This is a genomic window from Streptomyces nigra, assembly GCF_003074055.1.
In the GTDB taxonomy this organism is placed as follows: Bacteria; Actinomycetota; Actinomycetes; order Streptomycetales; family Streptomycetaceae; genus Streptomyces; species Streptomyces nigra.
Window position 1 is genome coordinate 684,185 of record NZ_CP029043.1, and the last position, 12,948, is coordinate 697,132.

At 73.8% G+C, this 12,948-nt stretch carries 9 protein-coding genes; 3 read left to right on the plus strand and 6 right to left on the minus strand.

Annotated features, from left to right (window positions below):
* Positions 1-3 precede the first annotated feature (3 nt).
* Entirely contained in the window at positions 4-1,629 is a 1,626-nt protein-coding gene (locus tag DC008_RS03185) for a sigma-70 family RNA polymerase sigma factor (RefSeq protein ID WP_108705612.1), read from the minus strand.
* A 389-nt stretch (positions 1,630-2,018) separates the two neighbouring features.
* Here DC008_RS03185 and DC008_RS03190 point away from each other — a divergent pair, with 389 nt between their 5' ends.
* Positions 2,019-2,801, plus strand: a complete 783-nt coding sequence (locus tag DC008_RS03190; protein WP_235071714.1) for a thioesterase family protein — start codon at positions 2,019-2,021, stop codon at positions 2,799-2,801.
* A gap of 6 nt (positions 2,802-2,807) precedes the next feature.
* Here the strand turns inward: DC008_RS03190 and uppS are convergent, their stop codons facing one another.
* Positions 2,808-4,574, minus strand: a complete 1,767-nt coding sequence (gene uppS / locus DC008_RS03195; RefSeq protein ID WP_108705614.1) for a polyprenyl diphosphate synthase — start codon at positions 4,572-4,574, stop codon at positions 2,808-2,810.
* 357 nt (positions 4,575-4,931) lie between these two features.
* On the opposite strand from uppS, the gene DC008_RS03200 reads away from it, so the two are divergent.
* Positions 4,932-6,326, plus strand: a complete 1,395-nt coding sequence (locus DC008_RS03200) for an MFS transporter (RefSeq protein WP_108705615.1) — start codon at positions 4,932-4,934, stop codon at positions 6,324-6,326.
* A gap of 58 nt (positions 6,327-6,384) precedes the next feature.
* Here the strand turns inward: DC008_RS03200 and DC008_RS03205 are convergent, their stop codons facing one another.
* The 4 genes from DC008_RS03205 to lnt all read right to left on the minus strand — a co-directional run bounded on the left by DC008_RS03205 (position 6,385) and on the right by lnt (position 11,532).
* Complete coding sequence (locus tag DC008_RS03205; RefSeq protein ID WP_108705616.1) at positions 6,385-8,322, minus strand: helix-turn-helix domain-containing protein; 1,938 nt, start codon at positions 8,320-8,322, stop codon at positions 6,385-6,387.
* Between the two features lie 89 nt (positions 8,323-8,411).
* Entirely contained in the window at positions 8,412-9,230 is an 819-nt protein-coding gene (locus tag DC008_RS03210; RefSeq protein ID WP_108705617.1) for a 3-hydroxybutyrate dehydrogenase, read from the minus strand.
* A gap of 60 nt (positions 9,231-9,290) precedes the next feature.
* On the minus strand, positions 9,291-9,764 hold the full coding sequence (locus tag DC008_RS03215) for an NUDIX hydrolase (RefSeq protein ID WP_108705618.1): 474 nt from the start codon (positions 9,762-9,764) through the stop codon (positions 9,291-9,293).
* Between the two features lie 157 nt (positions 9,765-9,921).
* A complete protein-coding gene (gene lnt / locus DC008_RS03220) occupies positions 9,922-11,532 on the minus strand; it encodes an apolipoprotein N-acyltransferase (RefSeq protein WP_108705619.1) in 1,611 nt (536 codons plus the stop codon).
* A gap of 270 nt (positions 11,533-11,802) precedes the next feature.
* Here lnt and DC008_RS03225 point away from each other — a divergent pair, with 270 nt between their 5' ends.
* Positions 11,803-12,873: an O-antigen ligase family protein gene (locus DC008_RS03225; protein ID WP_108705620.1), complete on the plus strand. Its 1,071-nt coding sequence runs from the start codon at positions 11,803-11,805 to the stop codon at positions 12,871-12,873.
* Positions 12,874-12,948 lie beyond the last annotated feature (75 nt).

Genomic DNA, 12,948 nt, shown 5'->3' on the forward strand with positions numbered 1-12,948 from the left:
TCGTCAGAGCTTGGCGCCGAAGTTCTGGGTCCACCAGGGGCCGCCCGGGCCCTCGTGGACGCCGATGCCGATGTCCTTGAACGAGCAGTTGAGGATGTTCGCCCGGTGGCCGGGGCTGTTCATCCAGGACTCCATCACGGCCTCGGGCGTCCGCTGCCCCATCGCGATGTTCTCCCCGTACGTCGACCAGCGGTAGCCGGCCGCGGTGATGCGCTGCCCGGGGTCGGCGCCGTCGGGGTTGGTGTGGTCGAAGAAGTCCCGGGCGGCCATGTCGGCGGAGTGCGCCTGCGCCGACTTGTCGAGGAGGGAGTCCTCCGCGAGGGGACCGCAGCCTGCGGCGGCCCGCTCCTTGTTCACCAGGGCGACCACCTGGCCGACGGTGCCGGACGGGGCCTCCTGCTGGGGGGCGCCCGCCGCCTTGCGGGACGCCCGGGTGGGTGCCTGGCTGGTGGGCGTGGCCTTCTCGGTCTTCTTCGCGGACGGGGAGGGCGTGGCCTTCTCCGAGGGCTTGGCGGACGGCTTCGCGGACGCCGAGGCCGACGCGGACGCCGACGCCGAGGTGCTGACCGGGCTGGGCTCGACGAGTTCGTCCGGTACGGCGGCGCCGGCTCCGCGCGCGGCGGCCGGTTCCTCCCGGCCCGCGCCGGGCACGGATTCGAAGTACCAGAGCCCGCCGCCCGCCACACAGGCCGCCACGACGGCGCCTCCGACGGCGCGGCGCCGGTTGCGGCGACGCCGGCGGGCCTCACCGCGGGCGGCGGACCGGCTGCCCGCGGTCGGGTGGCCGCCGTGTCCGTCGGCGGCGAGCGCGGACGTCGAGCCGGCCGGGGCCAGGTCGGCGGCCGAGCGGATCCGGTCCAGCAGCGCGGGGGCCGCGGCGACCAACGCCAGTCCGGCGAGCAGCCCTTCGGCGGGCATCAGCCCGCTCCACAGTCCGGAGCAACGGGCACAACCCCGGGCATGCCGGGCTATTCGCTTGCGCCACAGTGCCGAGGGCCGGCCGTCCCAGGAGCCGAGCAGGCCGTGCAGTTCCTCGCACAGGGGGCGGGAGTCGAGCGCGCGCACCACGACCCGGGCGGCTTCCAGCTGCGCCTTCATCCGCTGCACCCGTACCGCCGTGTGCTGCAGCGACAGTTCCAGCGCCTGCGCGACCTCGGCGCGGGTGAGCTCGCCGGCGCACTCCAGCCACCACAGCGACAGCAGACCCCGGTCGTCGGGCTCCAGCCAGCGCGTGGCGCGCGCGGTCTCCCGGCGCTGCCCGGACAGCTGGAGGCGGACCATCGTCAGGTCCACGAAGTCGGCGCCCGGGTCGGCGAGTTCGCGTGCCTCCTCGACCCCGCCGGGGGCGTTCTGCCGGGCGTGCCAGTGGGCGCGCACCTGGTTCATCGCGATCGCCACGAGCCAGGAGCGGAAGCTCTCGGGCGTCCGCAGCCCGTCGAGCGCGTCGAGGGCGCGCAGCATGGTCTCCTGCACGACGTCGTCGACGTCGACGGAACCGTTCAGAGCCCTCCCCACGACGTTGTAGATCAGCGGGAGGTACGCACCGACCAGGGCGTCCTGGGCCTGCGGGTCGCCGTCACGGGCAGCGGTGACCAGGGCCGTCAGTTCCCTCGTGCGCTCTGTACTCATCAATGCTTCCCTGTCGTCGACGCCGGACGGTGGTGTCCGATACCTGGGAGATCGCTCGGCGGGCCTCGGATAACGGTTCTCCGACGGATTTCGCCGGACCGTTTCCCGGATGGGGCTCGGGTGGGACTCGGAGGTTTCGGACGGTTCAGGCCGCGCGCTGTCCGTGAGACTCACGAGCCCCGGCCGGGTCCGCAATGGGGAACATCACACCGGGAACCGTGTGCACGGGAACGTCCGTGAATCTGCCGAATGGGACGGTCGGGAACGCCGGTTCCGATATGTGCACCCCGTCGGCCGGACGCCCGGCGGCCGCGAACTACCCTGGCGCCACACCGGCTTGCCGGGCCCCGGCCCGCCAGGCCCCTCGCACCCTGGGGAGAAGACGCGCTGTGACGCCCGACAGCTACTTCGAGGCCATAGACGACCGCCGCTACAAGCCCACGCCACATGTGGGCGGCGCCTGGCGCCGCGACGAGCAGCACTTCAGTCCGCTGGGCGGGCTGGTCGTCCATGCCCTGGACCGGCATCGCGCGGCGTCACCCGACGACGGGCTGGTGCTCGCCCGGATCAGCTACGACATCCTGGGCAAGCTCGCCGTGGACGAGTGCGAGATCGAGGTGGAGACCGTCCGCCCCGGGCGCACCATCGCCCTGCTCGAGGCGGTCGTCCGGATCGCCGGGCGCCCGGTGGTGCGGGCCCGCGCCTGGTACCTCACGGCCCTGGACACCACGGAGGTCGCGGGCGGTACGGCGGAGCCCCTGACCCCGCCCGACGCGCTGGACCGGTGGCCGATGTCCGAGCTGTGGTCCGGCGGCTACATCGCCTCCCTGGACGTCCGTGCCGTCACACCGCCCCGGCCGGGCCGCACCACGGCCTGGGTGTCCACCCCGCTGGACCTGGTGGCCGGGGAGACCGTCAGCCCGCTCGCCTCGTATCTCGCGCTGGTCGACACCGCCAACGGCATCGCCGTGCTGCGGCCGCCGGCCGAGTGGATGTTCCCCAACGTCGATCTGACCGTCCATCTGCACCGGCAACCCCGCGGCGGCTGGACCGGCCTGGACACCACGGTCTCCTTCGGCCCCTCCGGTCAGGGCCTGACCAGCACCGTCCTCCACGACGTGGACGGCCCCGTCGGCACGGCGCAGCAGATCCTCACGGTCCGCCCCCGATAGGTGCCCTCAGGCCCCTTCGCGGGGAGCGGTGGCCGGTTCGTGAGGAGCTGGCCCGGCGGCTCCGTGACGGCGTTGCCGGCGCGTGTACTCGGTGATGGCCCGCCACAGGTCGCGCCGGTCGACATCGGGCCAGTGGTCGGGCGTGAAGTGGAGCTCGGCGTAGGCGGCCTGCCAGGGCAGGAAGTTCGAGGTGCGCTGCTCGTTGCCGGTGCGCCACAGCAGGTCGACGTCGGGCATGTCAGGCCGGGGCAGATGCTCGGCGAAGTCCTGCTCGCCGATGAGGTCCGGGTCGAGCCGGCCGCTGCGCGCCCGCCGGGCGAGGGCGGCGGCGGTCCGGGCGATCTCGTCGCGGCCGCCGTAGTTGACGCAGGTCGTCACCGTCAGCCCGGTGCGGTCGCGGGTGCTGCGCTCCCGCATGTCCAGCAGGTCGACCAGATCCTGCGGAAGGTTGTCGGCACGGCCGTGCCAGCGCATCCGGACGTCGAGGTCCTCGAAGGGGTACGCCCGTGTCTCCTGGCGCAGGAGGTCGAGGATCGCGGCGGTCTCCTCGGGGTCGCGCTTCCAGTTCTCGGTGGAGAAGGCGTACAGGGTCAGATGCCGCAGCCCGATCTCCAGGGCGCCGTGGACGACGTCGCGTACGGCTGCGGCTCCGGCGCGGTGGCCCTCGTGGCGGGGCAGGCCGTGGCGCTGCGCCCAGCGGCCGTTCCCGTCCATGATCACGGCGACGTGCGCGGGCATCCGCTCCGCGGGGATCCGCGGCGGCCGCTCCCCGCTGGGGTGGGGCGGCGGGCTGCGGAAGGCGGGGCGGCGCAGGGGGCGGGGGTGCACGGCCGGGAGGTGCGGTGCGGGACGCCGTGCGGGCGGGGCGGGCACCGGGGTCAGGGACCAGGCGAGTGCCGCGCGGGCCCGGGCGGGGGCGAGCAGCCGGGCGGTGGTGAGCAGCGCGGGCCGGGGCCGGGCTCGTAGCAGGGCGGGGCCGGCGGCGTCGACGGCGTCGAGTTGGGCGAGCAGCAGGTCGGCCATGGCGGCGAGGACCGTTGCGGGCCCGGGGTGCATGCCCCGGGTGAGGGCCGGCTGGGTCACCCACTGGCGGCAGAGGTCCGTGAGGTGGGCGACCAGTGCGGCGACGGCGGGGCTCCAGCGCAGCGCGGTCAGGTCCTCCTCGGCGCCGGGGCAGCGGTCGAGGGCTTCGGCGGGCAGCAGAAGGTCGCCGTGCGCGAGGTCGGCGGACAGGTCGGTGAGGATGTCGGCGAGGCGCATCCCGTCGAGGAACCGCTCGTACGACTCCTGCCGGTCCAGCCGCAGGGCGACGGGCACACCGGCCCGGTCGAACAGGTCGCGGACCTGCTCGAACCAGGGCAGCAGATTGCCCCGGCCCCAGGCGCGCCAGCCGCTCCAGTCGGCGAACCGCCTGCCGTGCGCGTCGACCGCGACCTCGGTCATGGCGTGGTGCAGTCCGCTCAGGTCCAGCCGCCAGCGGGCCGCGGTGTCCACCAGGGCCCGGCGGACGGGGTCCGTGCTGGTCCCGCTGGTCAGCTCACGCTCCAGGGCGTCGATCCACCGCCGGACCCGCGCGGCCCGTTCCCCGGCGGAGGCCGTACGGTCGTCGGCGAGATCGTCGATGGCGTTGGCGGCGGCCCACAGGGCCCAGCAGGCGGGGCGCAGGGCGACGGGCACGAGCTGGATCAGCGCGTACTCCGCCGGGTCCTGCCGCCGGGTGCGGTCGCGGCACAACCGGTACGCCGACCGGAGCGCGGGGTCGTCACCGATCACCGCCGCTACGGATCTGGCCGGGCGGTCGGCCGCTCGCGGGGCATGCCGCCGCCGGCCTGAGAAGGTGAAGAACACGCAGTTCACAACGAGAGCGGCACGCCGAGGTTTTTCGGCCGCTCAACGGGGGGTGCGGGGGCGTGAGTTGACGGGGGCCGGGGCGGGCGTACGGGGGCCGCGGGTTGGTACGGCACCCGCACAGCAGCCGTCGGGGCACCCCACTCCCCCACCCCCGCATGGTGATCCCACGCATAAGAGCTCATGGAACTATGTAGCCCCACCACATGTGCGCCCGACCTGCGTGTTCCTACGGTGTGCCGACACGTACCCGTCCCCACCGCACACGAGGAAGTGGCGCACATGGCCTCCGCAGCATCCGCTCCACCGCAGCCCACAAGCCCCGGCAATCTGAAGCGCATCGTCGCCGCCAGCCTCATCGGCACCACCATCGAGTGGTACGACTTCTTCCTCTACGGCGCCGCCGCCGCGCTTGTCTTCAACAAGCTGTTCTTCCCCGAGGAGGACCCCCTGGTGGGCACCCTCCTCTCCTTCCTCACGTACGCCGTGGGCTTCGCCGCCCGGCCGCTGGGCGCGCTGGTGTTCGGGCACTACGGCGACCGGCTGGGCCGGAAGAAGCTGCTGGTGCTGAGCCTGCTGATGATGGGCGGGGCGACCTTCGCGATCGGTCTGCTGCCGACGCACGCCAGCGTCGGCAGTGCCGCCCCGGTGCTGCTGACCGTGCTGCGTCTGGTGCAGGGCTTCGCGCTGGGCGGTGAGTGGGGCGGTGCGGTGCTGCTGGTGTCCGAGCACGGGGACGCCCGCCGGCGCGGGTTCTGGGCGTCGTGGCCGCAGACCGGGGCGCCCGCCGGGCAGTTGCTGGCGACGGGTGTGCTGTCGCTGCTGACGGCCGTGCTGTCGGAGAGCGCGTTCGGCAGCTGGGGCTGGCGTGTGCCCTTCCTGCTCTCCGGTGTGCTGGTGATCGTCGGCTTGTGGATTCGTCTCTCTGTCGATGAATCGCCGGTCTTCAAGCAGGCGTTGGAGCAGGCCGAGGCGCGCAAGAAGTCCGCCGACGCCATCGCGGAGAAGATGCCGCTGGTCGCCGTGCTGCGCCACCACTGGCGGGAGGTGCTGGTGGCGATGGGCGCGCGGATGGCGGAGAACATCAGCTACTACGTCATCACCGCGTTCATCCTCGTGTACGCCACGACGTCGGCCGGTGTGTCCAAGCAGACCGCCCTCAACGCGGTGCTGATCGCCTCCGCGATCCACTTCGCCGTCATCCCGGCCTGGGGCGCGCTGTCGGACCGGCTCGGCCGGCGTCCCGTCTATCTGATCGGCGCGGTCGGCGTGGGCCTGTGGATGTTCCCGTTCTTCGCCCTCATCGACACCGGCGGCTTCGGCAACCTGCTCCTCGCGGTGACCGTGGGCCTCGTGCTGCACGGCGCCATGTACGCGCCGCAGGCCGCCTTCTTCTCCGAGATGTTCGCGACCCGGATGCGCTACTCCGGTGCCTCCATCGGCGCCCAGTTCGCGTCGGTCGCGGCGGGCGCGCCCGCTCCGCTGATCGCCACCGCGCTGCTGAAGGACTACGGCACCTCGACGCCGATCTCCCTGTACGTCATCGCGGCGGCGCTGCTGACGGTGGTCGCCGTCCTCGTGGCCAAGGAGACCCGCGACCGCGATCTCACCGATGTCGACCCCTCGGACGGTGAGGTGCCCGCCAAGGCTCCCGCCGCCGGCGCCCCGCTCGTCTGACGCGGACGGCGTCCTGACGGGCCGCCCCCGTATCCCCCGTACTCCGGGGGTGCGGGGGTCAGCGCTGTGCGGGGGCGGACAGGCGGTGCAGCCGCAGCGCCAGCTGGATCTCCAGGGCGCGGGCCGGGCTCTGCCAGTCGTCGCCGAGGAGGCGGCCGACACGCTCCAGCCGCTGGGCGACGGTGTTCACATGGACGTGCAGGTCGTCCTTGGTGCGGGCCGGGCTCATCCCGCAGGCGAAGTAGGCGTCCAGGGTGCGCAGCAGGTCGGTGCCGCGGCGTTGGTCGTAGGCGACGACCGGACCGATCGTACGGGTGACGAAGCCCGTGACGTCCCGGTCGCCGGCCAGGAGCAGACCGAGGAAGCCGAAGTCCTCGGCGGCGGCACCGTCGCCAGGCCGGCCGAGGAGGCGCAGGGCCTCCAGACAGCGGCGGCCCTCCTCGTAGGCGGCGGCCACGGCGTCCGGGTGGGCGGCGAGGTCCTCGACCGGGGCGGAGGCGCCGACGGTGACCGCCTCGTGGACGGCCGTGCCGAGGTGGCGGGCGGTGCGCCGGGCCAGCGCGGTGGCGGTGTCGTCCCCGGTGAGGGGCAGCAGGAGCACCGTGCCGCCGTCGCGGGCGGCGGCGAGACCGTGCCGGGTGGCGGCGAGGTGGGAGGCGGCCGACCACAGCCGCCGGCGGGCGTCCGCCTCATGTTCGGCGTCGGCCGCGACGGCGTCGAGGCGGGCGGCGAGGACGACATGCCGGGCGTCGAGGTCGGCGTGCAGCCGGGAGGCGCGCTCGCGCAGCAGGCGCGGGTCGCGGTCTCGGGCGTCGAGCAGGTCGTCGAGCAGCTCGCCCCGGACGCGCTGCTCGGCCTCGGCGGCGGAGCGTCGGGCGAGGAGCAGCAGCGAGGTGACGGTGGCCGCCCGTTCCAGCGTGCTCTGGTCGACGGGGTCGAGGCCTGGCTGGCCGCGCAGGACGAGGGCGCCGAGCAGTTCGCCGCCGGCCACCACGGCCGCGACCCAGTCGCCGCCGTGCCGCACGGCGTGGCCCTCGGCGCGGGACGCCTCCAGGGCGGCGGCGGGGACTTCGGTGGCCTCGGTGAACTCGACGGTGCCGTCGAGGACTTCGGAGACCGCGGCGGCCACGTCGTGCACCCCGCCGCCGTGCAGCACGAGTTGCGCGAGCCGGTCGTGCACGTCGGAGGCCCGCTCGATGACCCCGGAGCGGTCCCGGATGATCTCGTTGGCCCGCTCCAGGTCGGCGAGGGCCGAGCGGGTCTCGGAGAGCAGGTTCGCCGTGTCGATGGCGGCCGCGGCGAGCGCGGCGAAGGAGCCGAGCAGCGCGATCTGCTCCCGCTCGAAGACGCGGGCGCGCCGGTCGGCGGCGAAGAGGACGCCGATGACGTGGTGCCCCAGCGTCAGCGGTACGCCGAGGATCGCGACCAGCCCCTCGTCGCGCACACCCGCGTCGATGGCCAGGGTGTGCTGGAACCGGTCGTCCTTGAAGTAGTCGTCGGTGACATAGGGGCGGGCGGTCTGGGCGACGAGTCCGCCGAGGCCCTCCCCCATGCCGAGGCGCAGCTGCTGGAAGCGGGCGGCGACCGAGCCCTCGGTGACCCGCATATAGGTGTCACCCCTGGCCGGGTCGTTGAGGCTGAGGTAGGCGACGTCCGTGCCGAGGAGCGAGCGGGCGCGCTGGACGATGGCCTGGAGGACGGCGTCCAGGTCCCGCAGCCCGGCCAGGTCGTGGGCGGTCTCGAAGAGGGCCGACAGCTCGGCCTCGCGTCTGCGCCGGCCCTCCAGCTCCGAGCGCACTCGCAGCGCGAGCAGCTTGGCCTGTTCGAGGGCGACGATCTGCTCGGTGGGGCGGCCCTCGGCGCGGGCGAGCAGCACCGGCTGCTCGTAGGCGTCGGCGGACGCGCCCCTGGCCAGCAGTTCGAGGAACGGCGTCTCGGCGCCGGTCAGGGAGGCTGCGGCGGGACGCCCGGTGGGCTGCACGTGATCGCGGGACATGCCGACAGGATTGCTCATCGCGCCACCACCTCGTCAGCCCTGTGGACAACTCGATGTCCGGCCGGTCCGGGCCGTCGCGGTGCCATCGCTCAGTGCGCGGTCCAGCCGCCGTCGAGCACGAGCGAGGTGCCGGTGACGAAGGACGCCTGCGGCCCGCACAGGTATGCCACCGCCTCGGCGACCTCCTCCGGCTCGATGAGCCGCTTGACCGCGCTGTCCTGGAGCATCACCTCGGCCAGCACCCGCTCCTCGGGGATGCCGTGCGCCCGGGCCTGGTCGGCGAGCTGCTTCTCGACCAGTGGGGTGCGCACATAGCCGGGGTTCACACAGTTCGAGGTCACCCCGTGGGAGGCGCCCTCCAGAGCCGCGACCTTGGAGAGGCCCTCCAGCCCATGTTTGGCGGCCACATAGGCCGACTTGAACGCCGAGGCGCGCAGCCCATGGACGGAGGACACATTCACGATGCGGCCCCAGCCCTGCTCGTACATATGGGGCAGGGCTCCACGGATGAGCCGGAACGGCGCCTCCAGCATCACCGTGAGCACGGTGTGGAAGGTGTCCGGCGGGAACTCCTCGATCGGGCGCACCAGCTGAAGCCCGGCGTTGTTGACCAGCACATCGGTGCCGGCGGCGGACTGCTCGGCGGCGTCGAGGTCCGTCAGGTCGAGGACATGGGGTTCCACGGCACCCCCGAGGTCCTGCGCCTGCTCGGCGAGCGCCTCCAGTCCTGCCGCGTCCCGGTCGACGGCTCTGACCTTGGCCCCCGCGGCCGCGAGCCGGAGCGCACAGGCGCGCCCGATGCCGCCGGCGGCACCGGTGACCAGGGCGGTGCGCCCCCCGAGATCGAGCGGGGAGGGCGGGGAGGGCGGGGTCGAGCCGTGGGCGGGAGGGATGCTGGGCGGGGTCATGGCTCGACCCTAGGCAGCCCCCTCACCTGGCCACATATGGCCGCAGCCCATACTTCAGGCTCAATCCATAGGTTCGAACCACGTGGGTTCATCGGCCAGGGCTTGCTTGATCCGGAAGAGCTGGCTCTCCTTCATCCGCGGCAGGGCGTCGACCTCGAACCAGCCCACCTCCAGGGACTCGTCGTCGTTCACCCGGGCCTCGCCGCCCAGCGCACGGCAGCGGAAGGTGATGTCCATGAACTGGCACACGTCCCCGTTGGGGTAGGTGACCTCCTGGCTGGACCTGACCAGGACGACCCGCTCGGCGACGCACCGGACGCCGGTCTCCTCGTACACCTCGCGCACGGCGGCGGCCGCGGGCTGCTCGCCGGGGTCCGGGATGCCGTTGACCACCGTCCACTGCTGGTTGTCGGCCCGCTGCCCGAGCAGGACCCGCCCCTCGTCGTCGAACACGACGGCGCTGACGCCGGGGAGCCACAGCAGCTGGTGACCCGCGGCGGCACGGATCGTCCGGATGAAGTCAGGAGTAGCCATGGCCCGACCCTAACGGCGCCGCCCTCGCCTCCGGAGATGGGACCGGGTGCGAGGGCGGGGATGGGGGCGTGGGTCCGGCGACCGACCCTGCGCGGGTCTTGGCGACCGTGGGCAGGTGTCGGCGACCGTGGGCAGGTGTTGGCGAACAGGATCCGGGTCAGGCCTCGGCGGCCCGGCGCGCGCGGATGCCGGAGCCGATCGCCCAGCCCAGTCCGCCCGCGGCGAGCAGCACCAGGGCGATCTCCGGCAGGACGCCCAGCCGGGTGGCGGGGGTCTCCCCGGAGCGCAGCGGCACCTTCTGGACGAGGGAGTCGGCGACGAACATGCCCGTCCGCTGGGTGATGGTCCCGTCCGGCATGATGATCGCGCTGACGCCGCTGGTCACCGGAACCGTGACGGTCCGGCTGTGCTCGACGGCCCGCACCCGGGACATGGCGAGCTGCTGGTAGGTCATCTCGCTGCGGTCGAAGGTCGCGTTGTTGCTCGGCACGGAGATGATCTGCGCACCGTCCTCGACCTCGGAGCGCACCGCCCAGTCGAAGGCGGCCTCGTAGCAGGTGACGAGGCCGACCCGGGTTCCGGCCATGGTGAACACGCCCGGTTCGCTGCCCCGGCTGAAGTCCTTGCGGACCATCGAGGTCCACTCCTCGTTGATGGCCCCGACGAGCGAGCGCAGCGGCAGATACTCGCCGAAGGGCTGGATCTGCCGCTTGTCGTAGGTGTCCACGGGGCCCTTCTCCGGGTCCCAGAGGATCTGCTCGTTGAGCAGCTTGCCGTCCCGCTCGACGACGCCGCCGACCGAGATGGGCACGCCGATCGCCTTGGCCGCCGAGTCGATGACGGCACGGGCGTCGGCGTTGGCGAAGGGGTCGATGTCGGAGGAGTTCTCCGGCCACAGCACGAAGTCGGGCCTGGCGACCTTGCCGGCCTTCACCTCGGCGGCCAGCCGCTCGGTCTCCCGGGCGTGGTGGTCGAGGACGGCCCGCCGCTGGGCGTTGAAGTCGAGGCCGGCGCGGGGCACATTGCCCTGGATGACCGCGACGGTCGCGGTGCCGTCCTCCGCCGTGTCGCTGACCAGGGGCCGCGCGGCCAGGGCGCCGGCCACGGGCACCGCCACGCTCAGCAGGGCCACGGTCGCGGCCGACCGCCGCAGCACCCGGGTCCGGCTGCGCTCGACGGCGAGCCGCACGAGCTCGTACAGGCCGAAGCCGCACAGGACGACGGCGAAGCCGAGCACCGGGGTGCCGCCCACGGCGGCCAGCGGCAGGAAGACGCCGTCGGCCTGGCCGAACGCGATCTTGCCCCAGGGGAAGCCGTTGAACGGCGCACGCGCGCGGGCCGCCTCACCGGCGATCCACAGGGCCGCCGCCCAGATCGCCGAGCCCGGGAGCTTCGACACCGCGGCGATCCCGGCACCCACCAGCGCGACGAAGACCGCCTCGATGGCCACGAGCGCGAGCCAGGGCCCGGGGCCCACCTCCACACCGGTCCACACCAGCAGTGGCAACAGAAAGCCGAGGCCGAACAGGTAGCCGAGGCCGAGTCCCGCCTTCCAGCTGCGGCCGCGCAGCACCCAGCCGAGTCCCGCGAAGGCGGGCAGGGCCAGCCACCAGAGGGTGCGGGGCGGGAAACTGACGTAGAGCAGCACTCCGGAGAGCGCGGCGGTGAGGGCCGGAACCAGCCGCAGGAGCTTCGCCGCGCGCGACGAGGGCGCGATCGGCGGCTTGAGCTGGTCCGACTCGTCCACGGAGGTTGCGGTGACGGTCACTCCCGGAGTGTACGGCGGGCGGGCTCGGGGCCGACAGCGCGGCCGGCGGCGGGAGGGCGACGGTGGGCGCCTCGCCCACGCACCGCTCGACCGGACGGTGACGGGCCCACCTCCCCGACCCGTGGATGCCCCATGCACGAGACGTCCACAAACCGCCCATCTGCCGTTACGGTATGCCGCAGCCCCGATCGCATCCGGTTCAGGTCCGGTGGACGGGGTCCGTCACAGGTCGGGGGACCGGGTTCAGGGGGCGGGGTGGGTCTCACGGGGATGACGTCTGAGGCAGGTCCGGGCGAGGACAGCGACAGACGAAACGTTTCTGACGCGACGGGCGTCGTGGTGCTGGGCGCCTGTGCCGCGTGGTCGCTGATCTCGGCGGCTGTCCACGGCGGGCGCCCCGAGGGCGTTCTGCTGGCGGTGCTCGCGGTGGCCGCCGGCTATGCGGTGGGGCGGATCAGCGGCGCGCTGCTGCCGGTCGCCGCGCCCTGCGCCGGCGCGCTGGCCGGGGTGGCCCTCACCCTGGCCGTGCCGCAGTTGGCGCCCGGACCTCAGCTTGTCGCCCCGCTGGGCCACGCCGGGGCCACGGCCGCCGTGCTGCCCCTCTCGGCCGGCGCCGCCTGCTGCGCGGCCTGGTCGGCGCGATCCGCGGTGCTCCGCCTGGGTCTGCGCCTGCTCGCCGCCGGGATCGCGGTGATCGCGGCGGTGCTGGGCTCCACGAGTGGTTTCGTCGGCTGCGCCGCCGTACTGCTGTGCTCGCTCGCCGCCGGTCAGGTGCGCCGCCGGGGCCTGGGCATCGCCGGGCTGGCCGTGGCGGCGCTGGCGGTGACCGGGCTGACCTGGGCGGTCGCGGCGAGGGCGGTGCCGGGCGGGTTCGGCGGCTGGCTGGAGGGGCAGCTCACCCGGCAGCGGGTGCGGCTGTGGCACGAGGCCCTGCGGCTGGCGAACCAGGATCTCGCCCTCGGCGTCGGTCCCGGCCGCTTCGGCGAGCTCGGCGGGACGGCCGACGGCGCCGTGCCGGTGGACGGCAAGCCGCACTCGGCGCTGCTGCAGCAGGTCGCGGAGCAGGGAGTCGTAGGACTGCTGCTGCTCGCGGCGGCCTTCTGCTGGATGCTGTTCGCCCTGTGGCGCACGGGCCGCCCGACACCGGTCGCCCTCACGGCGGGCGCGACCCTGACGGCCCTGGCCTCGATCGCCGCCGTCGGCAACGCGCTCAGCTTCACGGCGGTCTCGGTCGGCGCGGGCCTGCTGGCGGGCCTGGCCACGGCACGACCCCTGACGACCGCACCATCCCGGAGCGACGAGTCACCGGCCCTCGCGCGGGACGGTCATCGCGTGCCGTGAGCCACCCCCCGCGGGCCTGGCCACGGCACGACCCCTGACGACCGCACCGTCCCCGAGCAACGAGTCGCTGTCCCG